Genomic DNA, 25,892 nt, shown 5'->3' with positions numbered 1-25,892 from the left:
GGAATATCTGCTGTGTAGTGGATGGAGAAACTCAAGCGGATCTGGATCGGTTTGCCCAAGATGTTTTGGCGGCAGCCTCTCAAGGCAAACGCTTTTTGTTTCGCAGTGCCGCCAGCCTCCTGACGGCTCTGGCCCAGTTGCCGCCACAACCCGTTCCCCCGGAACAGATGGGGCAGTTTGTTCGCTCCTCTCAACCGGGGGTGGTGATCGTGGGATCCCATGTGCAAAAGTCCAGCCAGCAGTTGGCCCGCCTTCTGCAGGAGCCAGGGATCCAGGGCATTGAGGTGGAGGTAAAACGCCTGTTGGAGCCGGGGGGAGCGGCCGAGCTGCTGCCTGGGATCCTGACCCAAGTTCACAGCGCCTATGAGCAGGGTCTGACGCCGGTGGTCTACACCAGCCGAGAGGAACTGACGTTCGAAAAGGACGCCGTAGAAATGCGCCTAGCTTTTGGGCAGAAGGTTTCCCGGTTGTTGATGGGTGTGGTGCAGGGGCTGCCAGAAGGGATCGGCTATCTCATCAGCAAGGGCGGCATCACCTCCAACGACACCCTCAGCGTTGGCCTCAACTTGCCGGCGGTGCGTCTGCTGGGGCAAGTCTACCCTGGGATCTCGATGGTGATCACCCCGTCCGATCATCCCCGCTTTCCCAACCTGCCGGTGGTGTTGTTTCCGGGCAATGTCGGCGAGGCGGATACGCTGCTTTTGCTCCACTGTCGCCTCAAAAGTCGGGGCTTGATTTAGGGTGAAGAGGATGGTCTTGTGGGTTCCTCCTGCCGATGGCTGAAGTTGTCCCCCCGCCAGAAGCCCTGCCCACCTTGGATCGCTGGTGGGGATCCCTGCGGCAGCCGCAGGCGGAACTGCCCCCGGCAGTGGTTCACCCTTCTTCCGCTCGTTTGGGCAGCCAATCCTGGGATGCCGATGTGGTGATTGCCGGCGGCACCTTGGGGATCCTTCTGGGGGCGGCTTTGGCCAAGCGGGGCTGGCGGGTGATCCTGCTGGAGCGCGGGATCCTGCGGGGGCGGGAGCAGGAGTGGAACACCTCACACCAGGAGCTGCAGGTGTTGTTAGAGCTGGAGCTGCTTACCCCGCCCGAGTGGGAGGCAGTCCAGGTTACCCACTACCCGAGGGGGCGGATTGGCTTTGGGGAGGGCCCCCACTGGTGGGTGGAGGGAGTGCTGAATGTGGGCGTGGATCCAGTCAGCCTCCTGGAGTTCCTCAAGCAGCATTTCCTGGCCTGGGGGGGCCAAGTGTGGGAGCAGACTGCCTTTCAAAGTGCCACCGTTCACCCCGATGGGATCTGCCTCCAGACCGCCAAGGGACAGATCCGTGCTCAACTGCTGGTGGATGCCATGGGGCACCGCTCCCCCATCGTGGCCCAGGCCCGCCAAGGGCAGCCGCCAGATAGCGTCTGTCTGGTGGTGGGATCCTGTGCCCAGGGGCTGCCGGAGCAACCCACTGGGGATCTGTTCTACAGCTTTACCCCCGCCCAGAACGGCTACCAGCCCTTTTGGGAAGCTTTCCCCGCCCGCGATGGGCGCACCACCTACTTGTTTACCTACTGCGACCGGGATCCCCGCCGACCCAGTCTGGAGAGGCTGTGGCAGGACTACTGCCGGCTGCTCCCTGCCTACCAGGGGGCCGAGCTGGCGCAGATCCGCTGGGTGCGCAAGCTGGGTGGCGTTTTCCCCGCCTACCGCCGCAGCCCGCTGCAACTGCCCTGGGATCGCCTCTTGGCAGTGGGAGACAGCAGCGGCAGCCAGTCGCCCTTGAGCTTTGGCGGCTTTGGGGCGATGTTGCGCCACCTGGATCGCCTGCAACAGGGAATCCACGAGGCTCTAGCCCAGCGGCAGCTCGACCGGGCGGCCCTGGCCCTGCTGCAGCCCTACCAGCCCAATTTGGCGGTAACCTGGCTGTTTCAGAAGGCAATGATCCCTCCTTTGGGAGAGGAAAACTGGGATCCCCATAGCATTAACCGCTTGCTGAGCAGAGTCTTTGAGGCCATGGTTGCCGCCGGATCCCAGGTGGTGCAGCCCTTTTTGCAGGATGTGGTGCAGTTGGGCGGCTTGGCCCAAGCGCTGTGGGGCGTGATGAGGCGGGATCCCTGGCTGGTAGTCGAGCTTTTGCCCCGGCTGGGCTTGGCGGAGCTGGTGGAATGGGCGGGCCACTTCGGCGCCCTCGGCCTCTACGAGCTTTTGCAAAGGCTAGCTGACCGCCCAGAAGCAACCCCGCAAGACTACTTTTGGAAGCGGCGGCGCGAGGCCTGGCGCTACGGCTGCGGCCGGGATTACAAGTTACTTCCATAGTGATATCGAAACATTGTCAATGTGATTCAAGATCACCATTACGTTTCACGACGTTCGATATCCATAGTGGAAGAGTTGGGAATTCTTTATCCATCCACTCGTCAGTGTAGGAGTTAGCCATGGTTATTCTCGACTACAGCGATGCAGAGAGTGGCTTCTGGGCTTCGACTCCTCAGGGTTTGGTGGAGGTGATCAGGTTTCAGAATCACTTCTACGCCCGTCGGCAAGTGTACAAACGCGCCCAAGACGCGATATCTGCCTGTCGCGCCGACATTGAAAGGGGATTTCTTAGCATTGTGGTGCAGTTTGAGAATCACGCGGAAGTGTGGGCTCAACTGTCGCCGGGCGTACCCGTGCAGTCCCAACCAGAGGCTGCTCCTACGGGCAACCCTGCCAAGCCCAAGCTGACCTATCGCGGCCAACCGGTGAGCAAACCTTCCCGAAATCCCAGCCTCGACCGCAGGCCCTTGCCTGACTCCCTCTATTTCCGCGGCGCGAAGATCGGCTAGACCGTTTCCGTTTGCCAGGTCTGGAGCGGTCGAGATTTCCCTTCTGGCCGCAGCCATCTGCGTTAGCGGTGCAAAGCACCATAGAGGCCCACCCCATAGCCCAGTACCTCAACCGGATCCCCTTGGCTTTCTGCCGGCAGTTGGGATCCCTTTCCCAACCACTGGGCCTCGTGGCTATCCAAAAGCTTCTCCCAGGTGCCGCCGGGCCAATGGGCATAGGTGACCGCCTGATTGGGGCTGAAGTTGAAAAGGGCAAGCAAAGCCTGGGATCCCTGGCGGCGGTGCAGGGCCAAGCCAGAGCCGGAAAACAGCTCCACTTCCACCCCCTCCCGCTCTAGGTGCTGGAGGGCCGGTTGGGTTTTGCGCAGCCGGATCAGGGTCTGGTACCACTTCCAGAGAACCTGGTGGTGACCGGCCTCCTTCAACTCCCAGTTCAGCTTGGAGCGCAAGAAGGTCTCCTCTGCCTGGGGATCCGGGGGCTCGCCCTGCCAGGCAAAGGCGCTGAACTCGCGGCGGCGTCCCTGTCGTACCGCTTCCACCAAATCGGGATCCCCGTGGCTGACAAAATACAGAAATGGCGCCACTTCCCCATACTCTTCCCCCATAAATAGCAGCGGCAGCATGGGAGCTAGCAGCAGGGCAGCGGCAGCCAATTTGAGGCCCTCGAAAGAGGTGAGCTGGCTAAGGCGCTCTCCCAGCCTGCGGTTGCCCACCTGGTCGTGGTTTTGGATGCAGATTACAAACTGGGATCCCGGCCTGCCGATGGCGGAATTGCCGTGGCGCCTGCCGCGGTAGGGGGAGTACTGGCCGGAATAGACGTAGCTTTCGCGGTAGGCCTTGGCTAGGTGCTCCAATTGGCCAAAGTCTTGGTAGTAGCCTGTCTTTTCCCCAGTAAGCAGGGTGTGAACCGAGTGATGAAAGTCGTCGCACCACTGGGCGTCTAGCCCGTAGCCCCCCTGCTCGCGGGGGGTGATGAGGCGGACATCGTTGAGGTCGCTTTCCGCTACCAGAACCCTAGGCCAGCCGCTGCGCGCTTCTAGGGCATCTACCCGCTCCGCCAATTCTTGCAAAAAAGGGTGGGCGCTGAAGTCGTAGATGGCGTGCACCGCGTCCAGCCGCAGGCCGTCCAGGTGAAACTCCTCTAGCCAGTACTCGGCATTTTGCAGGAAAAACTCCCGCACGCCGTCGGAGGAGCGGTCGTCGAAGTTGAGGGCCTCTCCCCAAGGAGTGCGGTACTTGTCGGTGAAGTAGGGGCCAAAGTCCCGCAGGTAGTTCCCCTCCGGCCCCAGGTGGTTGTAGACCACATCCAAAACAACCGCCAGGCCCTGCTGATGGCAGGCGTTGACCAGTGCTTTCAGGCCCGCTGCTCCCCCATAGCTGGCCTGCACGGCATAGGGATAGACGCCGTCATAGCCCCAGTTGCGCTCCCCCGGAAACTGGGCCACCGGCATCAGCTCCAGCACGTTGACCCCCAGCTCCACCAGGTGCGGCAGGCGAGGGATCAGGGCGGCAAAGGTGCCCTCTGGGGTAAAGGTGCCTACATGGAGCTCGTAGAGGATCCACTGGGAGAGCGGGATCCCCCGCCAGCCCTGATCCTGCCAGTCGAAGTGGGGATCCACCACCCGCGATGGGCCGTGGACGCCGTAGGGCTGGCAGCGGGAAGCGGGATCTGGCCGCTCCACCACCCCCGCTGCGGTGTGCAGACGGTAGAGGTAGTCCACCGGCCCCGGCGGGATCCCCTCCACCTCCGCCTGCCAATAGCCCTGCTCCTCCTGCTTGAGAGGGATAACCTGTTGGACAGGGCTGATTATCTTCAGCTCCACTTGTTCGACTAAGGGCGCCCATACCGAGAAGCGATAGCGGCCCTGCCCCAAGGGATAGGCGCCCATCCGTCCGAGCGGAGGAGAAGTCTGAAGCACGAAACCTGTCTGCACAACTTGGCTTCTACTATAGCGCCTTGCTCCCCTACACAAAAGGATAGCTTGGTAGCCCCGTACTTTAGCACGGGGCGGAAAAGCCCTTGAGCAACTTTAGTTGCTTCTTTTAGCTAGTACAGAGCTTCTCCAGGAAAACGACCTACTGCGGTGCAAAACCCGCGCGGCAATAACTAACCTGGAGGAATTTAAGTCCGAAGTAAGCAGAACTTTGAGGTTATGCCTCAAAGAACTGTCTAGGGGTGTGTTGAAAGCGCCTTCGCGAGTCCATTTTGAGCTGCGTAAGAATCCCCTGGGTGGGAGTGTCAAAGAACCTAAACTCTCCTGCTTCCCCTGCTGAGAAGGAGCCAGCCAGGCAAGAGGGCACCTGGCTCAAAAGAACCCTAGGGGAAGTTGCACCTGCAAACCCCCTCGGCGGATTCCCTTCTGGATGCAGGCGTGCTCAGCGCTATTCGGCGCTCCGCCCCCTTTCCTCCCTTGCCGAAGAGGTTTGCCGGCGAGAAACTGGTGCTGGAAGTTAAGGTGTTGAGCGGATCCCTGAAGGCTAGCCTCGTTGGGGATCCGAAAAACTAAGCCGAACCCTGGTTTGGCTACCTTGTATAGCCACAAGCCAAGTTCAGACTACTGAGAATTGCCTAGGCCATGGACTTACGGCGGTTGCGCCGCATGGCTACCGCTTTGCGCTTGCGCTTTTCCAGGTTGGTTTCAAAGTGGCGATGGTTGCGCAGATCCCGCAGAATGCCCGCCTTGGAGACCTGGCGCTTGAAGCGGCGCAGCGCCGATTCGATCCCTTCGTTTTCGCCAATCGTCACTTGAGTCATAAAGAAGCTATCTCCTCCGTCGATGAGTAGAACGAAAGCACAATCGGGATCCCTATCCTAAACCATCTCCGCCCTGCTGCTGACGGTTACAGGGCGCGGCTGCCAAAGTTGAGGCCCGAAACCGCCTCACCCTCTCTCAAATTCACGACAAACGAAGCCGTTGTTCCGGTGGAAGGCGGCGGAGAAGGCGTTGGCGCTGGGCTGGGGGCGCTGCCGATTACGGATTGTACAAAACCCACAAAGCTGGACACTCGCGTGTACACCCCGTAGAAATTGGGCTGGGCGCAACCTTGGCCAAAACTAGCAATCCCGGCTAGGGCAAAGCCACTGCTGGTAGGAACAACCAAGGGCCCACCGCTATCACCCTTGCAAGTATCCACACCCCCTTGAGGAAAGCCAGCGCAGAGCATGGTTTCCAAAATGGCGCCGTTGTAAGACTGGGGAGCATTGCACACCTCGTTGCTGACGAGGGGAACTTCGGCCTGCTGTAGAGCCCTGGGAAAGCCGCTGGGTTCTTGATCCAGGGCGCTGGGGAAGGTGGCTCCCCAGCCGAGGATGGTGGCGAGAGTACCAGGGGCTGTCAGGTTGGTTTGGTTGGGCTGCACCAGCGGCAGGGTAGGCAGGGCCACTGGCCGAGAGAGGCGCACCAGGGCAATGTCATTCCCCCCCTCTGTCCCTCGTCGGGGGTCGTAGTTGGGGTGGATAACAATTTGCGCAGCCTGAATTCGCTGGCCGGCACCGATTTGCAAGACGGTGGTACCCAACAGCAGATCCAGACTTTGGACATCCACGTCCGGCTCGCCTCGAGGGTCGAAAAAGCAGTGGGCGGCGGTAAGCACCCACTCCGGGGCAATCAGGGATCCGCCGCAAAACTGCGCCTGAAAAGGATCCGGTTCAGTCGCGTCTAGCAAGGCCACCATCCAGGGAAAGGCTCCCGGCTGAGCCGGCCTACCACCGACAATCCGCCCCGCTCCTGGGCGCGGCGTGGTGAACACTCGCCCTGGAGGCAAGATGGCAGTAACCCGGTAGGTGCCGGGGGACAAGTTGGAGAAACGAAAGTTGCCGTTGGCATCGCTGACAGTGCTGGGTTCCCCTGGATCGAGGCGTCCATTGCTGTTCAAGTCCAGAAAGGTGGTGATGCCCGGCAGCCCTGGTTCCCCTGGATCCCACAGACCATTGCCGTTGAGATCGTCGAAATGGGATCCCTCGATGCGCCCTGCAGGAGGGGCTGGAAGCGGCGGCAGGGGGCGACCGGAATTCCCTCCGCCACAGGCGCTGAGGCCCAGAGCCAGCCACAGCCCCACCACAGGAGACCAGGAGCGAGACTTTGAGGGATGGGCCATGCTCAGCTTCTCCGGGACGAGGAAGGGAGGTAGCGTCCGAGGGCGAGGGGCTGGGAGAGAGCCCGCAGTTCCTCAGCCGGCTTTGCCGACCAAGGATATCGTACCAGCGAAGCCCCTCGCGTGCGGAGAGAGGAAAACGTGATGCGGCGCTCGGATCCCCTCAGTTGCCCAAAACCCCAGGCTCCGGCGCGCGGATGCACAGCTTGCCTCTTTCCGCCTCTGGAAGTGGGCTGTAAAACCAGGTTGGGAGGGTGTGTGGCAGATGAATATCGCGGTCTTGGGGTTCAAAGGAGGTGTGGGCAAAACCACCACGGCGGTCCATCTGGCCCTCTACCTTCAACAACGGTGCGCAGCCCAGGCAGGTACACCCCAGGTGTCGCTGCTGCTCGACGCCGATCCCAATCGCTCTGCTTCTCGCTGGGCAGAACGCGGCTCTCCCTTTCCTGTCTAAAGTGGTGGCCGGGGATCCCACCACGCCCACGCCCACGAGCTTTCAGCATACGCTGATCGACACCCCCGCCCGCCCCACCCCCGAACAGTTGAGCCTGCTGGCGGAGCGGTGTGAAGTATTGCTTTTGCCCTGTTCTCCAGATGCCCTGGCCCTGGATGCTCTGATGCTGACTGTTAACGCCCTGAACCGTTTGGGGGCAAAACACTGCAAAGTTTTGCTGACGCTGGTTCCCCCCTGGCCCAACCGGGATGGGGCCGAGGCCCGCAGCTTTCTCCAACAGGCCGGGATCCCGCTCTGCCACCATTCGATTCGCCGCACGGTGGCCTTTCAGCAGGCTGCCCTGGAGGGAGTCTGTGTCAACGAGATCCCGGATCCCAGAGCCAAGCAAGCCTGGTCAGACTACGTTGCGGTGGGAGAGGAAATCCTGTCATGAGCGAGTTTAAGCGCCTGCTCGACCGACAGCCAGAGGGGATCCCGGCTCGCCCTGCCCCCAAAAAACTGAGCGCCCAAGCCTACAAGATCCCTGAGCCGCCGGAAGCAGGCGCCAAGCCCAACAGCTCTGAGTACGTCAAGCTGACGGCCTACATTTCCAAAGAGACGCACCGAGCTGTGAAGCGCCTCCTGCTGGAATCGGATCAAGACCTCTCGGAGTTGATCGAGGCTCTGCTCGCCCAGTGGCTGCGCTCTCAATCGGCTAAGGCCTGGCCCTCGGAGGATCCCTTGTCATCGAGAGGGCTGGCCTCAGGTGGAGCAGACCAGCCCAGATAGGAATAAGATGAGGGCGGGAGGCAGGCCTACCCCTCTGCGAGGTGGAGCGCTAGGGCACAATGCGCCGTAAGGGCAGCGGTTTTTTTGCGCTCCTTCTCCTCAAGTTGATTAAATTGACTGGTGCAAAAGGGATCCCTTATGCAAGCCATCACTCTGCTCGGCTCCACCGGCTCCATTGGCACCCAAACTCTGGATTTGGTGGCCCAGTATCCAGAGCGTTTTCGGGTTGTCGGCTTGACCAGCTACAGCAATGTTACCCTCCTGGCAGAACAGGTGTGGCGGTTTCGGCCCCAGATTGTGGCCATCGGTCGGGAGGAGCTGCTGCCGGAGCTGCGATCCCTGCTGACCGGGATGCGGCCGCTGCCGGAGCTGGTGGCGGGAACGGAGGGGCTGTGTCAGGTGGCGGCCCACCCGGCGGCCCAGCGGGTGGTGACCGGGATCGTTGGCTGTGCCGGCCTCTTGCCCACCTTGGCCGCTATCCGCGCCGGCAAAGACATTGCCCTGGCCAACAAAGAAACCCTGGTGGCAGGCGGCCCGGTGGTGCTGCCCCTGGTACGAGAGTACGGCGTCAAGCTCATCCCGGTGGACTCGGAGCATTCGGCCATCTTTCAATGCCTACAGGGGGTGCCGCCGGGATCCCTGCGCAGGATCTTGTTGACGGCTTCCGGGGGAGCTTTTCGGGATTGGCCTGCCGAAAAACTAGATCAGGTCACCTTGGCCGACGCCCTCAAACACCCCAACTGGGTGATGGGGCGCAAGATCACCATCGACTCGGCCACCCTGATGAACAAGGGCCTGGAGGTGATCGAGGCCCACTGGCTGTTTGGTTTGGATTATGACCGGATCGAGGTCCTCATCCACCCCCAGAGCATTGTCCACTCCTTGATCGAGCTGGCAGATACTTCTGTTCTGGCCCAGTTGGGCTGGCCGGATATGCACCTGCCCATCCTCTATGGCCTCAGTTGGCCGGAGCGCTTAGCCACCCCTTGGGATCCCCTCGATTTGGTCAAGCTGGGATCCCTCACTTTTAAGGCTCCGGATCACCGCAAGTACCCTTGCCTACAACTGGCTTATGCTGCTGGACAGGCAGGAGGAACCCTGCCGGCAGTGTTGAATGCCGCCAACGAAGCGGCGGTGGCCCTCTTCCTACAGGAGCGCATCCGCTTTTTGGACATCCCTCGCCTTTTGGAGCAGGTGTGCGAGCGGCACCAGGTCATCCCTGCCCCCAGCCTGGAGGACATTCTGGAAGTGGATGCCTGGGCGCGGCAACAGGTGGAGCTGCTGGCGCAGCAGGCCCCAGCCCAGGTTCTAGCCTGATCCCTACCGGGGGGATCCGGCACAGCGCTAGAGTGGGAAAAGGCTTGAGGAGCACCTGAGTGGCGGGATCCCATCTCCGACAACTGGCCCATTATCTGCGCCCCTATCGCCGGCAGGTGGCGCTGGGCATTGGATCCCTGCTGGTGGTAAACGGCCTGGGGGTGTTCCTGCCCTGGTACGTCAAGCTGGCCATCGACGATCTCAGCCAGAACTTGGCCGCCCTGTCGCCGCAGCGCATTGCACTTTACGCCCTGACGGTGTTGATCGTCTCCAGCCTGATGATGGGCATTCGCATTGCCTCGCGGGTGTGGATGTTTGGCGTGGGGCGGCAGGTGGAGTTCCGCCTCAAGCAGGCGATCTTCGAGCATTTGCTGACGCTGCAGCCTTCCTACTTTGCCCAGCAGACGGTTGGGGATATCCTCACCCGCATCACCAGCGATGTGGAAAATGTCCGCCGCCTGTTGGGCTTTGCCCTGCTCAACTCGACCAACACAATCTTTGCCTACGGCACCACCTTGCCGGCCATGTTTGGCATTGAGCCGCGTCTGAGCGCCCTGGCCCTATCGGTGTTTCCGGTGATGCTGGTGCTGGTGAAGTTGAGCAGCTCCCGTCTGCAGCAGGAGCAGCTTCAGGTGCAGCAGGAGCTGGCGGATCTCAGCGATCTCATCCAGGAGGACATAAACGGCATCACCTCGATCAAGGTGTATGCCCAGGAAGAGCACGAGCAGAGGGAGTTTCGCCGCCGCAACGAGCGGCTGCTGCAGGCCAATTTGCGCCTGGCCCTCACCCGCAACCTGCTTTTTCCTTCCCTGGTGGCCTTGGTCAGCCTGAGCCTGCTGCTGCTGCTGGCGGTGGGCGGACCCCAGATTGCCGCCGGGACGCTGACGATTGGGGATTTTTCTGCCCTCACCCTCTACGTGGAACGGCTGGTGTTTCCCACCACTCTGCTGGGCTTTACCATCACTGCCTACCAGCGGGGCCAGGTCAGCCTGGAGCGGATCGACGCCCTGCTGCGGGTAGAGCCCACCATCCGCGATGCTCCCCAGGCTCTACCCCTACCTCTGGAACAGGTGCAGGGGCGTATCGAGGCCAGGGGCCTGACTTTTGCCTATGCCGACACAGGATCCGCAACGCCGGCGCTGCAGGATCTGCACTTTTGCGTCGAGCCGGGCCAATTGGTGGCGGTGGTGGGGCCGATTGGGGCGGGCAAATCCACCCTGGCCAATGCCCTGCCCCGCCTGCTGGAGATCCAGCCGGGGCAACTGTTTTTGGACGGACAGGACATCACCCAGATCCAACTGAGATCCCTGCGCCGGGCCATCGCCTATGTGCCCCAGGAGAGCTTCCTGTTCAGCGCCACGGTTCGGGACAACATCCGCTACGGCAAGCCGGACGCTGAAGACTGGGAGGTGGAATGGGCCGCCAAGGCCGCCCACATCCACGCCGAGATCCTCACCTTTCCCAAGGGCTACGACACGCTGGTGGGGGAGCGGGGCATCACCCTTTCTGGCGGCCAGCGGCAGCGGGTGGCCCTGGCGCGGGCTCTGCTGGTGGATGCGCCGATTTTGATCCTGGATGACTGTCTCTCCAGCGTGGACAACCAGACGGCCCAGGCCATTCTCCGCCACCTGCGCCAGGCCAGGGCCCAGAAAACGGCGATCTTCATTACCCATCGCCTCACGGCGGCGGTGGAGGCGGATCAGATCTGGGTCATGGACAAGGGCCGCATCGTGCAGCAGGGATCCCATGCCCAGTTGCTGGCAGATCCCCAGGGGCTCTACGCCCGTCTCTGGGCCAAGCAGAAGCTGGAAGAGGCCCTGGCCTAGGTTTTCTCGGGGAGAGATCTGGCGGATCTATGGCCAGGAAGCCGGCTGAGCGGATACCGTAGGCGGCAAAGCATTGGGGTGAGAGGTGACATGGAGACTGCCGGGATCGTTGGCGTTAGCGGTGCGGAGCCTTCTCTAGGCCAATTGCTCAACCAAGCCGGGATCCAACCCCAGGTGGTTCAGGGATCCCTAGAGGGGGTGTGGGTAAAAGGCCTCTGCGCCGATTCCCGCCAGGTGCAGGCGGGGGATCTGTTTTTGGGGATGCTGGGATCCCGCGTCGATGGCGGCGAGTTTGTCCGGGAAGCGCTCACTAGGGGAGCGGTAGCGGCCCTTCTTTCCCAGGAGGCTTGGGAGAAAGTTAGCGGAGAGGCTGAGTGGGGGAGTCAGCCCCTTCTGGTTTTGCCTCGCGTCGGCCTCAACAAAGCCGTGGCCCAGGTGGCGGCAGCCTTCTACGGTTTTCCAGCTCGCCAACTGACCCTAGTGGGGGTAACCGGCACCAACGGCAAGACCACCACCACCCATCTCATCGAGCATCTGCTGCAGGCCGCCGGTCGCCCCACTGCTTTGCTGGGCACCCTCTACAACCGCTGGCCTGGGCACTGTGAAGTAGCCCCCCACACCACCCTGTTTCCGCTGGAGCTGCAGCGCAGCCTGAGACAAGCCAAAGAAGCCGGGGCGGAGGTGGCGGTGATGGAGGTCAGCTCCCATGCCTTGGCCCAGGATCGGGCCTGGGGGTGTAGCTTTGCCGCTGCCGTCTGGACCAACCTCACCCAGGATCACCTGGATTTCCACGGCAGCATGGAAAACTACTGGCAGGCCAAGGCCACCCTCTTCCAGCCGGAGTACTTGCAGGGGCGGGCGGTGGTCAACGCCGACGACGAGGGGGGACGGCGGCTGCTTGAGACCATCCCAGCCTCTCTGGAGCCCTGGGCCTATTCCCTGCAGCCCCTGGAAGGGATCCCTGCCCTCTGGCCCGGCGACGTTCAAGTTCACCCCAACGGCCTGCAGGCCACCCTGCACACCCCTCTGGGCACCTTGGCCGTGGCAGCGCCCCTGGTGGGATCCTTCAACCTGGCCAACCTGCTGGCGGCGGTGGGGGTGGCGCTGCACCTGGGGATCCCCCTTGAGCTCATCCAGGCGGCCCTGCCCCATTTTCCCGGGGTGCCGGGGCGGATGGAGCGGGTAACCTTGCCGGGGCAGGACATCACGGTAATCGTGGACTATGCCCACACCCCCGATGGGCTGGAGAACTTGCTCAAGGCCCTGCGCCCGCAAGTGCAAGGCCGGCTGATCTGCGTCTTTGGCTGTGGCGGGGATCGGGATCGGGGCAAACGCCCACAGATGGGCCGCATTGCCGCCACCTGGGCCGACCGGGTGGTGGTGACCTCGGATAACCCCCGCACCGAGGATCCACAGCAGATCTTGCAGGATATCCTGGCCGGGATCCCTGGATCCCCCTGGGCGGTGGAGGTGGATCGGCGCCAAGCCATCCGCCTGGCCATCCTAGAGGCCCAGCCGGGCGATACGGTGGTGATTGCCGGCAAAGGCCACGAGGACTACCAGATCCTGGGCAGGGAGAAAATCCACTTCGACGACCGAGAAGAAGCCCGTGCCGCCCTCGCCCTACGCCTCTGCTCCCCTCTCCCTTTGGGAGAGGGGTTGGGGGTGAGGGAATCCCTCAGGGAGAGGGGCTGGGGGTGAGGGGCGGCTAACGCGAGCGGTTTTGCAGCATCAGCTCGACAAACTCCCGAAAGAGGTGGTCGGCATCGTGGGGGCCGGGGCTGGCTTCCGGGTGGTACTGCACCGAAAAGAGGGGCAACTGGCGGTGGCGGATCCCGGCTACGGTGTGGTCATTCAAGTTGAGGTAGCTGATCGTGACCTCATCGGCGGGGATCGAAGCGGCATCCACCGCAAATCCGTGGTTCTGGCTGGTGATCTCCACTTGCTTCTCCAACCCGCAAGGGTGGTTGAGGCCGCGGTGGCCAAACTTGAGCTTGTAGGTGGATCCGCCCAGGGCCAGGCTGAGGATCTGGTGGCCTAGGCAGATGCCGAACATCGGCTTCCCGCTCTGCAGCAGCGCCTGGGTGGTGCGGATGGCCGTCGTCTCTGCCGCCGGATCCCCCGGCCCGTTGGAGAGGAGGATCCCGTCGGGGTTGTAACTCAAAATCTCCTCGGGGCTGGCGTGGGCCGGCAACACCATCACCCGGCAGCCGTAGCGGGCCAGGCGGCGCAAGATGTTGCGCTTGATGCCAAAATCCAGCGCCACCACCCGCAGGGGGGGATCCGGAATCGGGATCCCTTGGCTGCGGCCATAGTCCCAGTCGGCAGGGGTGGGCTCCAGCCACTCGTAGGGCTTAGGGGTTGTTACCTCTGCCACCAGGCTCAGCCCCTGCATGGAAGGGGCCTGGCGCACCCGCTCCAGCAACGCCTGCGGATCCAGGATCTCCGTCGAGATGGCCCCATTCATCACCCCCTGGGAGCGCAGCCGCCGCGTCAGGGCCCGCGTGTCCACCCCAGCAATGCCCGGGATCCCGTGCCCTTTTAGATATTCAGGCAGGGTTCCTGTGGCCCGCCAGGAGCTGGCCAGGCGCGACACGTTGCGGGCGATGATCCCGGCGGCCTGGGGCCGGGCCGACTCCTGATCCAGCTCGTTGATCCCGGTGTTCCCCAACTCCGGGCAGGTGAACGTGATCAACTGCCCCCGATAGCTTGGATCGGTAATCACCTCCTGGTAGCCGGTCATGCCCGTGTTGAACACCACCTCGCCCACCGCCGTGCCCGGCGCCCCAAAAGACCAACCGGCAAAGGAAGTGCCATCGGCCAGCACCAGCAGAGCCGGCTGACGAGATTGCCAGGGGAAGGCTTTTTGTGGAGCTTCAAGAGTTGGGGAAGAGGTAAGCATAGCCAATGACCTACGGCAGCTTAGGACAGGAGCCTGGCAACCTTTCAGCCACGGCCTGACCATCCTACCCCAGCTATCCTTCCTCTGGCTCGCTGGTTACATTTTCCTCTGGCTCGCTGGTTACATTGCCACACTCCGGATTGTTGTCCTTGCGGATAGTGCCTATCAAGGTGCTCACCACCACGCAGCGGTTTTCGCCCTGGGAGTAGGTGCTGCTAACTACAAAGCGACCCAGTTGACGGGCGCGGCCATCGGATTCAAAAACCGCCCTTCCGTCATTGAAGGTGTTAGCCACAGTTACAAAATTGTTCAGGCGTAGCCGCTGACAGGGGGTAGGTTCATCGCAGAGGCCCTCCTCATCCTGGATAACCAGAGTCGGTACGTTTGGCTCTGAATTGTCCACCCCCACCACCCAAGCGCGGCCCTGGAGAGAGGCTCTGGCGTTGGTGCGGGCGGTGCGCAGGGCTCGCTCCACCTTGTTTTGCGCGTCCTCCAGTTGGATGCGCGCCCAGATGTTGATCCCGGAGGGGACGGCCAGCACGGCCAGAATGCCGATAATAACCACCACCGCCAGGACTTCTACCAGCGTAAAGCCCAGGGATCGAAGCGGCTGAGCTCGGCCAATTGTTTTTTTCTCCAAGGCCAACATACTGGACATTCCCCCTAGGAGAGTTGACGGTTGATAACGCCGCGGGCGAAGACCCGAGTTTGCAGCGGCAGCAGGTAGCGCGACACCTCTGAGATATCGACGCTGGTGGCATCCTGGATGTAGCGGCGGAAGAGGCCGGGGTTGGCCCGCTCCATGGCGGTTGCCGTGATGTTGATGATCACATCCTGCGGTCGGTCGGCACCGGGGCTTTGCCGCACGCAGACGTAGAAGCCCACGTCGTTTTGATTATTTCCCAACCCCGAGAAGGTGACGCCATCGGGCTTGCCCCCGCCAAAGGCATAGCCCTGCGGGCAAGCGGGCGCCACCTGCGGACTTCCCTCCCGGCTGCTGAAGATGTTGGAGACCAGAGTTGTCAGGCGGGGGCCATCTGTCCTGCCGGCAATCGGGATCTGGCGTGCTCGGGCCTGCTCGGAAGGCCAAGCGAGAAAACCATCTCGGAAAGGATCGGGATCTTCGACAAAGAACGGGCTGCGCCCGGCGCAGTCGTTGTTCCCCTGCCTTGCAAAAGGTCTCAGCTCAAAACGCTCGATCCGCGCGTTGCCTTCCCAAGGGGTTGTCGAACCATCCGCCAAGTTGCCGGCGTTGTTGTAGTTGCGGCGCAGGTAATACACCACCAAGGTGTAGATGCCGCGGCGGCTGAGCAGCGTTTCCCAATCCGCATTTCTGCCGTTCTGGTCGCGCGGGAACCCATCAGGTGGTTGGTTGGGCAATCTAGCACGGCCTTCGCGAATCTGTTGCAAGGTGGGGTTGCCCTCGTAGCATCCCTGCGGGATCGGCTCCAGCTTCCAAAAGGCGACAACCGGGATAGCGCCCGCGGGTTGGCGGATCCAGCCGGGGGTGTAAAGCCTTTGGATGAGATCTGGCGTTCCGTCTCCGTTGGGCTGTTCCGCATCGTTGTAGATGTAAAGCGCCTCTGCCAGATCCTGCTGGATATACTGCATGGCCTGGGTCAGCTCCGCCTGCACCTGAGTGCGCCCCGTCTCTTCCCGATCCACCCGCATGGTTTCAATGACGATCATGCCCGTGGCCAGCAGAAAGATCGAGGCTACCACCAGCGAGACCAAAAGCTCGATGAGGGTAAACCCCGCACTCTGGTAAACCCTGTGGCGAAAAACCTTGAACATAGGAAAACACCACCTTTTTGTGAGCCTGCAGGAGGAGCTTACCCGTCGCTTCAAAGCGAGGTAGGGCTTGGGCTGGGCAGCGGGAAGGCATTGCAGTTGTTGGTCGGTGTTCCACCTCTGGCTTGAACATCGGCCAAAACGGCGCGGCAAACATCTCCCAAGTTGGCAGCAGGGTTAACTTCTACCAAGGAGGTGGCTAGTGGAAAGAGCCAGACATTGGCATTGGCCAAGTTCTGGTTAGCCGAAACCACCTCCGCCCTCAAGCCAGGCAGCGCTCGGCGAGTGTTTGGATCAAAAGAAAAGCGGTGGTAAACCCTCACACCCATGTGAAAGCTGCAGGGCACTCCCTGAATGACCCTGCGTTCACGGCGGTCGATGCAAGGTGCCCCTGCGTCGCGGAAGGTTTGGATGACGTATTCTTCGGGGTTACGCCCCGGCACTTGAACCCGAGCCACGCGAATGGAATAGTTGTTCCCCTCTGTGTCCATGTTGGTGGGAGGTGGGGTATTTGCCAGCGGGTTGGCTCCCACCTTGGGCAGACGGGCCAGTTGAGCCGGATCCTGAAAAGCGCGAGGGTTGGCAGCCAGCTCGATATCCACCAGAGTGCGGATGCGGTCTACCTCTTCCTGGGCTAGGCGGTTGGCCAGCTCCACCCGCTCGCTCATGGCGCGCCGGTAGGCGATCAGGGTGAGAGCAGGAGCAAGAGCGGCCATAGCCAAAGCCACAATGACCACCGACGCCAAGACCTCAATGAGGGTAAAGCCCCCTGTTTCTTGTTGCCGCCAAAGCCGCCACTTGTTCATGGATCCCTCCCTCTTCTGCCCCTACCCTAAATCTGCCCCTGACCGGCCAGGTCAATATCAGTTAAACTCCTCGCAGCCACCAATCTGGGCAGACGGATCCAACTGCACACCCGGCTGATTCTGGAGTGCGCAGCGCAGCCGCCGCACGTACGGATCTTGTGGATCTAGCTCCCGCAAGAACTCGGTGCGCGTGTTGGAGGGGAATTGGAAGCGGGACGACACAGGGCCGGGGCGGCGGGCAATTTGCAAGCCCACGTCATAGCCGAAGCGGCGGTTGGGTGGGTAGTAGTAGTCGTAACCGCGCACGAAGGTTCGATCTGACACTAGGCTGGGCGGCTCGAAGCTGTGCTGTAGGAAGGGGCCGGTGGCGTAGGTGCTGTAGTTAAGCTGGATCATCGAGCCGCTGAAGAAGAGGTTGGTATTTCTCCACAGCTCGTTGAGCCGCAGGAAGTTGTGCATGCCGCCGGCAGTTTGGTCTAGCCGCGAGGGCAAGGTGCCGCTAATGGCAATGGCGTTCACCCGCGTTTCCCTAGCTGGCTGCAGTTGATGGTTGTTTTCGCCAGTGTCGTTGCGGCGGCGCTGGTTCACATCGGTTGAAGCCAGCCCTTGGAAGCGGGGAATGGGAATGGGCCGACGGGTCACCTCATCCAGGATTACCCCCAGCACTGGGTTTTCGCCGGCAAAGCCAGTGGGATTCTTGTTCAGGTCCAGGGTGAACGGCTCCACATCCACCCAAGCAAAGGCGGCGGTATCAGTGCTAAAGTCACCGTCCCTCATTGTGGGGCCGTTGCGATCGATCTGAACCTGAACCCTATTGGTGCTTTCATTTAGCCTGACGTAGAAGCACAGGCCGTTGCGGACGTCTTCGTTTCCTTGGGTATCGATGTAGTAACCATTGCGATAGCTGGAGCTTGGGGAGTAGTTCTGAGTGTCACCTTCGTTTACCCAAGCGTAGGGGTTCAACACCATTTGGGGCTGGATTTCTAGTCCTTGCCTTCCAGGATCTAAGTCCTGCCCAAACAGCGGATCCCGATCCACGACATCCAAAGGCTCGTCGGAATCGCGAACACGATTGCGGTTCTTGTCCCAGAAGTCGACTTTGCCATCTTCATACCATTTGCCATCTTCATCCCAGTCCTTGATACGCAACGTGCTGGGGCGGCTAGCGGCGGTGTAGGCCTCGTAGCGGAAGCGGTCGTTGAAGTTGGGGCGGAACACGCCCGGCACCCAGAAGCCGCCGTCAGTATCTGGACCTTGATCCTCAGAGGGGCAGACTACGTCTTCATTGTTGCTAATAAGACCTTTGCGCCTTAAATCCTCGCTAAGGAGTTTGCGCCTTAGCTGTCGGGCCCACTCCGGGCTTCCCGTCTCAAACGAGCCTTCTAGGCGGGGCTCTATGATAGCCGGGCGGATGCCGGGCTCGCGGTTGGGCTGAGAAATGGACTCAGAGAGAACACCACCCCTTACCAAACCCCGACGGGCAGCATGAGCCGGCTCACCAAATATCCAATTGAAGGCCGCCTGCAGAGCCTCGGCAGGGTTGGGCCACTTGGGCGGCTTGGGCACCCCCGCCTTCACCTCTAGCACTGGCGAGAGCTGCGGCTCCAGGGCGATGGTTACACCTTCAGTAGAAGCCTTGGCCACACTGTGCACGCTGACTGTCTCGAGCTCCGGATCCGCCTGCACTTCCTGAACAGGGCGCAGCTCCACCGTGTTGGGCTTAACGGCTAGCCACTCGCCCAGAGGGCTCTTGGGGGGAGCTTCTGGGGCAAAAGTTGCCGGCCCGCAATTGCGTTGACATCTTAAGCCTGAAAGTCTCGTCTCCGTTTTGGTGGCTGGGCAGCCTGGGCTGCTAGTGTTGGCAATGAGGTAGCCTGTCCGGCTTTGGTCAAACGTTTTGACTGCGCCACAGGCGATTTGGTCGATGACCTCATTGCAACTGGCCGGCGTCCAAGGGTCCCAGCGGTAGTTGCAAATCTGCGGGCAAGTAACCGTTTGGGTTTCTGTAGTAGTGGTGGTTCCGCAGCTTGAGGTGCAGGTCACCGTGCGGCTCTGAGTTATTGTCTGGCCGCCGTTGGCCGCCGTGCACGCAGGAGTCCAGGCTGTAGAGGTGCAAGTAGCCCCCGGAGGCTGGCAGGTAACCTGTCGACGTGGTGGTGGATCGCCTGGGCAGCCAGCAGGCAACGTTGCTGTTTGGGTAATGGTTACAGGCTGACAGATATCGGTCGGGCAGGGGGGATCCCAGATGGGCTCGCAGGTCTGGCAATACGCCTGGTTAGACTCAAGAGCCTTCTGAGGATCCGGCTGGCATGGCTTGTTGACTGGCTGCAAGGGCTTGAGGTAGCGCAGGTCGTAGTTTTCCAGAGGATGCCCATCTCCCTGGGTTGTAAGGCGGACAAAAGCATTGCCCTCGTTCTCGTAAGCTTGGATCTCCACTAGGTAGGGAGAAGGCCGATCAGGGTCTGCACATTGCAGCTCCAGCCGGAAGCTCACCTGGTTGTTGTCGCTATCCCGCCACGCCTCGACGCCAACAGCATCGTTTTCTGGGTTTTCGTCTCGTGTCGTGTCCAGAAAGGTGTCGCCTGCGTTGAGGTAAAAACCTTGAAAGAAGGGTGTTGGCTCGCCTTCTCCAAGCCTATAGGCAGGGTTCCTGCGGATGATGATCCGGCCTCCATCGTCGGTGTTGAGGTTGTAGGTGGCAACCCCAGGCCAACGGGGATACAGCTCCCCGACCCAGCGCACCACGAAAAGGTCGTTGCCCCAGCTGTTGCCACTTCCCCATGATCCTCCTCTACGCCGCCAGCAGGAGCGCCAGAAGCCTATGTTGCCCCTGTCTATGTCTTGATCATCAGCGGGTTGAGGCCGATTCATATCCGGCTCACTGCATCTTGGCATCCACAAAAAGTCAGCCTTGGGAAAGTTGTGTTGAGTGGGTCGAGTATTCCACAAAGGCCAGTCGTCCCAGCCAAAGGGCCAGAGGAAGGGTGAGTTGGTGTTTATATATTTCTGGTTGGCAAACAGGTAGTAGAACCCACCCCAAGGCGGGAGATCGGGATGGCCACCGTCTTTCCAGAAGGCAAAGCCTTTTCCAGGTGGATTTCCAGGGGGATCCCAGCCGGAAATACCGGAACCATCGGTTTTTAAAGCATCGCGAATACAGGCCCATCGCGAGCCGGCTGAGCTGCCCCAGCCACCTGAGGTGTTGCAGGTTGGCCCTCCTTGATCCTCTTCTTTCATGAAGGAGCCAATCTGCCAATCTTGAGCAGGGTAGATTGGATCCGGCCAGCGCACCGCCCGCAGGTAGGGCAAGTTAGCATCTGGAGCCCTCAGAAGCTCAGAGACTTCAACGCCGGTGTTTGCAAACCCTGTTTCGCGGTCGTACCGGTTCTGCGGGCTAGTCAGCCAGCCGTTGTAGTACTCGGCCAACAGGCCGCCTCCTGGAGGGAGGGGACAAGGCTGGAGAGGAGCTATCAGCAGCCAGCGGGAGGTATCCAACACCGGGTTGCCTAGAGCCGAGATGCGCACTCCAAAGTCGGCATAGCCTGGATTCCTGAGATCGGTTGAGCCCCTGTCGGGTGCCCGCAGAAGCCGCACCTCCGGCACGCCACCGCCTGCTGTCCAGTCGGCTTCATTGGAGTTTTTATCGGTGCTACCTCGGCGAGCAAAGATGGTGTCGCGGGCAAACACCTCTGGCCAGCCTGGCCGCCGCACGTTGCCCCCGAACTCGTCAACCAACTTCTGGGCTCGGTCGGTGTTGTCGAACCGGAGGACACCTGCACCAGACCTACTGGGGCTCGGAGCCGGCCAGTTGTTGCCGCGGATTACCAGGGCCTGGTTGAGGAAGGAGGTGTTGAATCCCAGGTTATCCCTGCCGTTCTCATCCCTGAGACAGCCGTAGTAATCCCACCGCCGAGGGGCTGATGCCCGCCCACCGTTGTAGTCCTGCCTGGGGTTGTAGTTAACGCCGCCGCCATTGAGGGTGCCATCCTGGACAAAGCCGTCGTCGATGCTGCCATCGCAGAAGTCGGCAGAGAGAATGTTCACCGAGTCGCCCAAGACCTCGCTGGGCCGCCAGAGATCGGCAGGCTGCCGGCTATTGTTTGGGTCTACCACCCGAGCAAAGCGCCGGTCTTCATTGGCCCGCCGCCGCCCGTAGAAGTTGCTGTAGAGGCCAGTTTGCGGGTCGAACTCAAGGAGGGTGGTGAACTCCTCTAGCCGTCTCCCGTCCCTTGTCTGATGCAGGTTGAAGTCCCCTTGGATGTAGACAGGGTTATCGGAAATGAAGGACAAGCCAAAGAGAGCTTCAGTAGGCCTGATGTTGTCACTGGGGTTAAACACACTGCGGGCCAACACTGCCCCGTTGCGCAGCCGGAAGCCGTAGGGCCGCCGATCCGGATCCGCGTAGTAGTCCACCGGCTTGGGACTAAGTCCGGCATCGGAAACAGGGGGATCCCAGACCGTTTGGCCATTGGCCGTGCCGCGACCTGGCTGACCGGCGTTCATGATGCCGGCGCTGCCCAAGTCACCGCGGGCATTTCTGTTGCGCCAGCTGGTTAGGTAGCTATCAAAAGTGCCCAAGGGTGGGCGGGCAATGGCATCCTCCCGTACGGCATCTTCCCGGAAGGCGTAGAAAATGCCACCCTCGCGGCCTTCTTGCACACCGGCAGGCAGCCAAGTGTCCCCGTTGATCAACCCGTTGGCCTGTCCGTTGACGTTGTTGGTCAGCAGGGCCAGGTCGATGTTGAGGGCCCGCACCGCCATCGCCTCGCGGCCATCGTAAAAGACGGAATCCTTAAAGGGCACGCGGTAGCACTGGTCGCCAATCCGAATTAACTCAAATCGGTTGCTGTTGGGGTGGTTGCCAAGTACTGGGCTTCTGGGGCATTCCTCTAAACGAGCATAGGGCAAGGTCCAGGCGTTGATCTTAGGCTGGGGCCTCAGCCTTATCAGTTCCAGATCTCCTAGGTTGTCCAGGTCGCACGTTGAGGGATCGCAAAGGGTTCGGTAGGTTACTGATCCTCTTTGCTGTGATCCTAAGAACGGTAACTCCCGTAAGAAGGGGTAGGCCCGCCTCCGCTCATCCTCAATGAGATCATTGGGGGGATCGTTGGGGTTGGGGAGCTCACTGTAGTAAAAGGTCTCGCGGGGGAAGATGTAGCGTAGCAGCAGATAGAAGCGGTTGGCCGCTTCTCGGTTCCCAGCTCGGCTGGCTTGGATGTCGTTCAAAAGGATTTGAGCTGTGGGATCAGGCTTGCTGGCATCATTGGCGGCATCCCGAATGCGCAGGATGTTGTCGGCCAGCATGCCCAACATGCAGCCTGCCGTTTGCAGGGTGGTTTGGTCGGCCAGGCTCAGTTGGTCAACAGAGGTGCCTCGGTTGACGATATCAATAACCCGCCGCAGCTCGGAGAAGTTGCCAAAAGCCGTAATAAACGGATCCGGATGAATGCGGCCCGGCTCTTGCCTAGGTGGATAGGCCCCGTCGGGATCGCCAGCAAAATTGGCCAGGTTGGTGAGGGCCGTCCACAAGGGGGTGCCCGGAGCTAGCCGAGCCTGCATCGGGGTTGGGTCATATTCCCAGACATTGGTGCCCTGCCCGGTGAAGAAGTTGATACCCAGTTGGTTGCTCTGGTCACCCGCGGGAAACGTAGAAGCCCGCTGCAAGCTCCAGGGAGTGCCGGGGTGGGCTACCGTGGCCAGGCAAGCAATGGGGAAGCGCCCCTGCTCATGGCTGTAGTGGTAAACGGCCGTGGCCTGCACTGCCGCTGGGTTATCCCGTAGCGTTAGCCGTTGCCGCGCCTCGTTGCTGATGAAAATGGCCTGCAGCTTGGTGGGATCGTCGGGATCCCCGGGCGGCACCAAAGGCAAAGGCAAAGAATCGGTGCGGGTTAGTTCCAGCCGCTGGCCCACGATCACCCGCAGACCTTCCACACGGGCCCGCCGCTCCCAGTAGCCATCCAAGCCCACCTCGGAAAGGGCGCCTGGGGGTGGGTTGTCCTCGGTCAAAGACTCATTCTGGTTGTTCCTGGCATTAGCAGGAATCGGGCTACCGGCACCGACACCAAACCTCTGAGCAAAGGTGTCCACGTCGCAGCCCCTCTGCGGGTCAGGAGTTACAGGCGGACGGTCGTAGCTGGCTTTGGGGCCAAAGCGGTTGTCAGCCCGATAGACATCGTCTACATAGGGAGGGCAGACCTGGTCGGCACCAGCCTGAAAACCACCGGCCTTGATCCGCCCAGGGCTGCGAGGGTTCTTGGCGTTGAGAGGAGAAGCCGCCCATCCCGCTGCGTCTTGCTGGTAATTCCCTCGGGGGCGGATGCGGCCAAAAAGGTGCAGCTCCAGCGGATCCAGGGCCACACTTTCCGGCTCTACCCCGTTTTGCACCGAGTCAGAGTTCAGGTTGTTTAGCTTAGGAGGCGGCTCGTTGGGCGGCACATCCGCCACGCCAGGGTGGGCATCGAAACTGAGAGAGTCGCTCACCTGCTGGCCGGCGTAGCCAATGGCCCCTGCCACCAGCTCTCCAAAGGCAGTAATCTCAGAGTTGTCAGGGGGCATGTAGAAGCAGGATTGCTCCGAGCTGATGGTGAAAGCCCGGAACAAGTTGTTGGAGCCATACCGGAAAAAGAGGCTGCCCCCAGCGTAGATGGCGCCGTTCCAGTTGTAGCCGGGGGTGAAGAAGAACTCTACATCGCCGCGGCTAAAGATCCCCCACTTGTTGAGCAGATCCCGCTTCCGATCCTGCTGGAACTGCAAGGCCGAGATGGCGCGGGTGGTGGAGTCGGCGCCTTGAATTGGCAGAGTGACGGCAAAGATCTGGAAAGGTTTGTAGAGCGCCGTGCCCACCTGGAACCAATCTCCCACGTTGGGGTTGACCGTCTGTTCAGCCGGAGAATCGGTACACCCCGCCAAGGCCGAACCCTGCAGTGGCCCACTGCGGATTAGCAGCCGCCGCGCCCGCTCCGTATCCGTTAGCCTATCCTCAAAGCCGGCACCGGCAGCCCGGCGAGTGTGCAGGATGGTGTAAGCGGTTACGGAGTCGTTGACGCCGTTGTTGTCAGTATCAACCAAAAACCACCAGGCCGGCGCCCGCACCGGCACGGGCAGGGTTTGCCCGGGGTTGTTGGGATCCTCTACCTCGATGTTGGTTGTAATTACGAACTGGGTTTCATCGGGGAGGATGTAGGGATCGTTCTCATCCCGCGGGATCAGCTCTCCCGCCCCATCGTTAATCAAAGCCTCAACCAATTGGGCATCGGTGGGGTTGCTTGCGGGCAGGCGGGGATCGCGTATCAGGTAGTCGATCTTGGCCCGTGCCCGGTCGATGGCGGCGTTCAGTTGCCGGCTAACCGTCTGCTCCGCCCGTTCCACCTGGGTTTGGATGGTGCGCTGGGTGGAGCGGGTCAGCAGGCCCACCGTGACCAAGCTCAACACCAGCACAATTAAGATGGCGACCGGCAGCACAAAGCCGCGCTCGCGGATCCTGCCCCGATCCACCGGGATCTTCAGAGAGCTGAGCAGGCGCAGGGCAAGTTTGAGCAACAGCGGGGAAGGAGCAGACATGGCCGTATCTCGGATAACGGGGAAAAAGAAGTAGCCTCTGGGGGAACGCCAGGATAGCAACAGTATGCAAGGGATCCGAAGTTTCAAACATCCCCACCTCTGGGGGGAGGTGCTGGCTTGCCCTTTTCAAGTTCAAGATTTTTAAGAAATTCTCAGAATCCTTTTACAAAATCCCCAGTTGTTGCGCCTTGAGCAGGGCGGTGACGCGGTCATTGGCGTCCAGCTTGCGGTAGGCGGCGCTGGCGTATTCTTTCACGGTTTCGATGCTGAGGCCGAGGCGGCGGGCAATCTGCTTGTTGGCCAGGCCCTCCTTCATCAGTTGCAGCACACACAGCTCGCGGGGGGTGAGCTTGGGCAGTTCTTTGGGGGCGGGCAGCCAGTCTCGGTCGGGGTTGGCCAAGATCTGGCGAATGACGCGGGCCAGCTCCGCTGGGTCGGTTTCTTTGGAGAGGTAGCCTTTGGCCCCAGCCCGCCGCGCTGACTCGATCAAAGCCGGCTCTTGAAAAGTAGTCATCATCACCACCACCACCGGCAGGCCCAGCTCGACAATCTGCTGGCAGGCCAGGATCCCGTCTCCATCCGGCATGCGCACATCCAAAAGGGCCACCTCGACGGGGCAACGGCGGCAGTACTCAACGGCCTGGGATCCCGTCTCGGCTTCGGCCACCACCTCAAATCCTTGCGCTTGCAGGGCAAACTTTAGCCCCAGCCGAAACAGGGGATGGTCGTCGGCAATCAGAACCCGGACAGGGGAACTCATGGCAGGGGATCCCGGCCTATGAGAGGGCTAAGCTTAATCTGCCCAAAAGAGGGAGCTAGCCCTCACCCCCAGCCCCTCTCCCTCAGGGACAGGGGAGCTAGTTTTTCACAAAGACCATGCCGCGGGCGCCGGGGTTCAGGGTGGGATCCAGTTGGGTTTGGGCGTTGTAGAGGGCGCCTGTCAGATCGGCTGCTTCCAAAAAAGCGCCGCGCAGGTCGGCCCCGCGCAGATCGGCCTGGCGCAGGTTGGCTCCTGTGAGGTCGGCACCGACGAGGACGGCCCCGCGCAAGTCGGCGCCGCTGAGGTTGGCCACCTGCAGGTTGGCGCCGGTGAGATTGGTCTGCTGCAGGTTGGTCTGGCTGAGATCGGCTTCCCACAGAAAGGCCCCGCCCTGATCCGAGCCGCGCAAGTTGGCGCCGCGCAAATCGGCCAAGTTGAGGATCGCCTGAGAGAGGTCGGCAGCTTGCAGGTTGGCCTGCCTGAGGATGGCTTCTTTCAGGTTGGCGCCGCTCAAATCCACTCCCGGCAGCTCGGCTCCCGTCAGATCGCAGGCGGGGCAATCTTTGCTGGGGGCAACAACCTGGGATCGGCCCAGTTGGGCATCCAGCTCCAGTTGGGCAAAAACAGGAAGTGCCGCGATCCCGACCACCCCGCCGAGGAGACCGACCCAGCACTGGGACCATGCCATTTTTTTCACGGGGATCCCTCCTGGCTGACCCTCACCCCCGGCCCCTCTCCCAGAGGGAGTCGGGGGGGGGGGGGGGGGGGGGGGGGGGGGGGGGGGGGGGGGGGGGGGGGGGGG

The 25,892-nt window shown here is 61.4% G+C and carries 20 protein-coding genes; 10 read left to right on the top strand and 10 right to left on the bottom strand.

Features of this window, described 5'->3' with window-relative positions:
- The 3 genes from NW846_RS10420 to NW846_RS10410 form a co-directional block, all read left to right on the top strand.
- A partial coding sequence (locus NW846_RS10420; protein WP_414515932.1) for a four-carbon acid sugar kinase family protein occupies positions 1–740 on the top strand: 740 nt, incomplete at its 5' end.
- Positions 741–775: 35 nt separating this feature from the next.
- Positions 776–2,302: an FAD-binding oxidoreductase gene (locus NW846_RS10415; RefSeq protein WP_414515930.1), complete on the top strand. Its 1,527-nt coding sequence runs from the start codon at positions 776–778 to the stop codon at positions 2,300–2,302.
- A gap of 119 nt (positions 2,303–2,421) precedes the next feature.
- Positions 2,422–2,811, top strand: coding sequence for a hypothetical protein (locus NW846_RS10410; protein WP_414347084.1), 390 nt, complete (start codon positions 2,422–2,424; stop codon positions 2,809–2,811).
- A gap of 62 nt (positions 2,812–2,873) precedes the next feature.
- Here NW846_RS10410 and treZ read toward each other — a convergent pair whose 3' ends face one another.
- Positions 2,874–4,700, bottom strand: a complete 1,827-nt coding sequence (gene treZ / locus NW846_RS10405; protein WP_414515928.1) for a malto-oligosyltrehalose trehalohydrolase — start codon at positions 4,698–4,700, stop codon at positions 2,874–2,876.
- Between the two features lie 483 nt (positions 4,701–5,183).
- Here treZ and NW846_RS10400 point away from each other — a divergent pair, with 483 nt between their 5' ends.
- A complete protein-coding gene (locus NW846_RS10400) occupies positions 5,184–5,318 on the top strand; it encodes a hypothetical protein (protein WP_276307362.1) in 135 nt (44 codons plus the stop codon).
- A gap of 62 nt (positions 5,319–5,380) precedes the next feature.
- Here NW846_RS10400 and rpsU read toward each other — a convergent pair whose 3' ends face one another.
- The gene (gene rpsU / locus NW846_RS10395) at positions 5,381–5,566 is read right to left on the bottom strand and encodes a 30S ribosomal protein S21 (protein WP_011429105.1); all 186 of its coding nucleotides are present in this window, start codon (positions 5,564–5,566) and stop codon (positions 5,381–5,383) included.
- Positions 5,567–5,652: 86 nt separating this feature from the next.
- The gene (locus NW846_RS10390) at positions 5,653–6,909 is read right to left on the bottom strand and encodes a trypsin-like serine protease (protein WP_011429106.1); all 1,257 of its coding nucleotides are present in this window, start codon (positions 6,907–6,909) and stop codon (positions 5,653–5,655) included.
- 262 nt (positions 6,910–7,171) lie between these two features.
- Between NW846_RS10390 and NW846_RS10385 the strand changes: the two genes are divergently transcribed.
- The 6 genes from NW846_RS10385 to NW846_RS10360 all read left to right on the top strand — a co-directional run bounded on the left by NW846_RS10385 (position 7,172) and on the right by NW846_RS10360 (position 12,972).
- On the top strand, positions 7,172–7,360 hold the full coding sequence (locus NW846_RS10385; RefSeq protein ID WP_168175280.1) for a ParA family protein: 189 nt from the start codon (positions 7,172–7,174) through the stop codon (positions 7,358–7,360).
- Positions 7,361–7,364: 4 nt separating this feature from the next.
- A complete protein-coding gene (locus NW846_RS10380; protein ID WP_168175279.1) occupies positions 7,365–7,793 on the top strand; it encodes a ParA family protein in 429 nt (142 codons plus the stop codon).
- On the top strand, positions 7,790–8,128 hold the full coding sequence (locus NW846_RS10375; protein ID WP_414347089.1) for a hypothetical protein: 339 nt from the start codon (positions 7,790–7,792) through the stop codon (positions 8,126–8,128). Before NW846_RS10380 ends, NW846_RS10375 begins: the two co-directional genes overlap by 4 nt.
- A gap of 138 nt (positions 8,129–8,266) precedes the next feature.
- On the top strand, positions 8,267–9,445 hold the full coding sequence (locus NW846_RS10370; RefSeq protein WP_011429108.1) for a 1-deoxy-D-xylulose-5-phosphate reductoisomerase: 1,179 nt from the start codon (positions 8,267–8,269) through the stop codon (positions 9,443–9,445).
- A gap of 59 nt (positions 9,446–9,504) precedes the next feature.
- On the top strand, positions 9,505–11,271 hold the full coding sequence (locus NW846_RS10365) for an ABC transporter ATP-binding protein (RefSeq protein WP_414347091.1): 1,767 nt from the start codon (positions 9,505–9,507) through the stop codon (positions 11,269–11,271).
- A gap of 90 nt (positions 11,272–11,361) precedes the next feature.
- Complete coding sequence (locus tag NW846_RS10360) at positions 11,362–12,972, top strand: UDP-N-acetylmuramoyl-L-alanyl-D-glutamate--2,6-diaminopimelate ligase (protein WP_414347093.1); 1,611 nt, start codon at positions 11,362–11,364, stop codon at positions 12,970–12,972.
- 7 nt (positions 12,973–12,979) lie between these two features.
- On the opposite strand, the gene carA is transcribed toward NW846_RS10360, so the two are convergent.
- The 7 genes from carA to NW846_RS10325 form a co-directional block, all read right to left on the bottom strand.
- Positions 12,980–14,173 (bottom strand): glutamine-hydrolyzing carbamoyl-phosphate synthase small subunit, encoded by a 1,194-nt coding sequence (gene carA / locus NW846_RS10355; RefSeq protein WP_414515924.1) that lies wholly within the window; start codon positions 14,171–14,173, stop codon positions 12,980–12,982.
- 73 nt (positions 14,174–14,246) lie between these two features.
- Positions 14,247–14,831 carry a Tfp pilus assembly protein FimT/FimU gene (locus NW846_RS10350; protein WP_414515922.1) on the bottom strand — a complete coding sequence of 195 codons (585 nt, stop codon included), beginning with the start codon at positions 14,829–14,831 and terminating at the stop codon, positions 14,247–14,249.
- Positions 14,832–14,836: 5 nt separating this feature from the next.
- Positions 14,837–15,967: a type II secretion system protein J gene (locus NW846_RS10345; protein ID WP_414348561.1), complete on the bottom strand. Its 1,131-nt coding sequence runs from the start codon at positions 15,965–15,967 to the stop codon at positions 14,837–14,839.
- Positions 15,968–16,017: 50 nt separating this feature from the next.
- A complete protein-coding gene (locus tag NW846_RS10340; RefSeq protein WP_414515919.1) occupies positions 16,018–16,770 on the bottom strand; it encodes a prepilin-type N-terminal cleavage/methylation domain-containing protein in 753 nt (250 codons plus the stop codon).
- A 57-nt stretch (positions 16,771–16,827) separates the two neighbouring features.
- Positions 16,828–24,330 (bottom strand): hormogonium polysaccharide biosynthesis protein HpsA, encoded by a 7,503-nt coding sequence (hpsA, locus tag NW846_RS10335; RefSeq protein ID WP_414515917.1) that lies wholly within the window; start codon positions 24,328–24,330, stop codon positions 16,828–16,830.
- Positions 24,331–24,493: 163 nt separating this feature from the next.
- Positions 24,494–25,090, bottom strand: coding sequence for a response regulator (locus NW846_RS10330; protein WP_414346400.1), 597 nt, complete (start codon positions 25,088–25,090; stop codon positions 24,494–24,496).
- Positions 25,091–25,187: 97 nt separating this feature from the next.
- Positions 25,188–25,778, bottom strand: coding sequence for a pentapeptide repeat-containing protein (locus NW846_RS10325; protein ID WP_011429117.1), 591 nt, complete (start codon positions 25,776–25,778; stop codon positions 25,188–25,190).
- Positions 25,779–25,892 lie beyond the last annotated feature (114 nt).

The organism is Synechococcus sp. W60.3, from assembly GCF_047502615.1.
Taxonomy (GTDB): Bacteria; Cyanobacteriota; Cyanobacteriia; order Thermostichales; family Thermostichaceae; genus Thermostichus.
This window is presented reverse-complemented; position numbering and strand designations above follow the sequence as displayed.

What these genes read in the sequence shown, in the direction of transcription:
- NW846_RS10345 (WP_414348561.1), bottom strand. Translation starts at nt 15,967, where the DNA reads ATGTTCAAGGTTTTTCGCCACAGGGTTTACCAGAGTGCGGGGTTTACC.
- NW846_RS10360 (WP_414347093.1), top strand. Translation starts at nt 11,362, where the DNA reads ATGGAGACTGCCGGGATCGTTGGCGTTAGCGGTGCGGAGCCTTCTCTA.
- carA (WP_414515924.1), bottom strand. Translation starts at nt 14,173, where the DNA reads ATGCTTACCTCTTCCCCAACTCTTGAAGCTCCACAAAAAGCCTTCCCC.
- NW846_RS10325 (WP_011429117.1), bottom strand. Translation starts at nt 25,778, where the DNA reads ATGGCATGGTCCCAGTGCTGGGTCGGTCTCCTCGGCGGGGTGGTCGGG.
- NW846_RS10350 (WP_414515922.1), bottom strand. Translation starts at nt 14,831, where the DNA reads ATGTCCAGTATGTTGGCCTTGGAGAAAAAAACAATTGGCCGAGCTCAG.
- NW846_RS10385 (WP_168175280.1), top strand. Translation starts at nt 7,172, where the DNA reads ATGAATATCGCGGTCTTGGGGTTCAAAGGAGGTGTGGGCAAAACCACC.
- hpsA (WP_414515917.1), bottom strand. Translation starts at nt 24,330, where the DNA reads ATGTCTGCTCCTTCCCCGCTGTTGCTCAAACTTGCCCTGCGCCTGCTC.
- NW846_RS10415 (WP_414515930.1), top strand. Translation starts at nt 776, where the DNA reads ATGGCTGAAGTTGTCCCCCCGCCAGAAGCCCTGCCCACCTTGGATCGC.
- NW846_RS10390 (WP_011429106.1), bottom strand. Translation starts at nt 6,909, where the DNA reads ATGGCCCATCCCTCAAAGTCTCGCTCCTGGTCTCCTGTGGTGGGGCTG.
- NW846_RS10370 (WP_011429108.1), top strand. Translation starts at nt 8,267, where the DNA reads ATGCAAGCCATCACTCTGCTCGGCTCCACCGGCTCCATTGGCACCCAA.
- treZ (WP_414515928.1), bottom strand. Translation starts at nt 4,700, where the DNA reads ATGGGCGCCTATCCCTTGGGGCAGGGCCGCTATCGCTTCTCGGTATGG.
- rpsU (WP_011429105.1), bottom strand. Translation starts at nt 5,566, where the DNA reads ATGACTCAAGTGACGATTGGCGAAAACGAAGGGATCGAATCGGCGCTG.
- NW846_RS10340 (WP_414515919.1), bottom strand. Translation starts at nt 16,770, where the DNA reads ATGAACAAGTGGCGGCTTTGGCGGCAACAAGAAACAGGGGGCTTTACC.
- NW846_RS10410 (WP_414347084.1), top strand. Translation starts at nt 2,422, where the DNA reads ATGGTTATTCTCGACTACAGCGATGCAGAGAGTGGCTTCTGGGCTTCG.
- NW846_RS10375 (WP_414347089.1), top strand. Translation starts at nt 7,790, where the DNA reads ATGAGCGAGTTTAAGCGCCTGCTCGACCGACAGCCAGAGGGGATCCCG.
- NW846_RS10330 (WP_414346400.1), bottom strand. Translation starts at nt 25,090, where the DNA reads ATGAGTTCCCCTGTCCGGGTTCTGATTGCCGACGACCATCCCCTGTTT.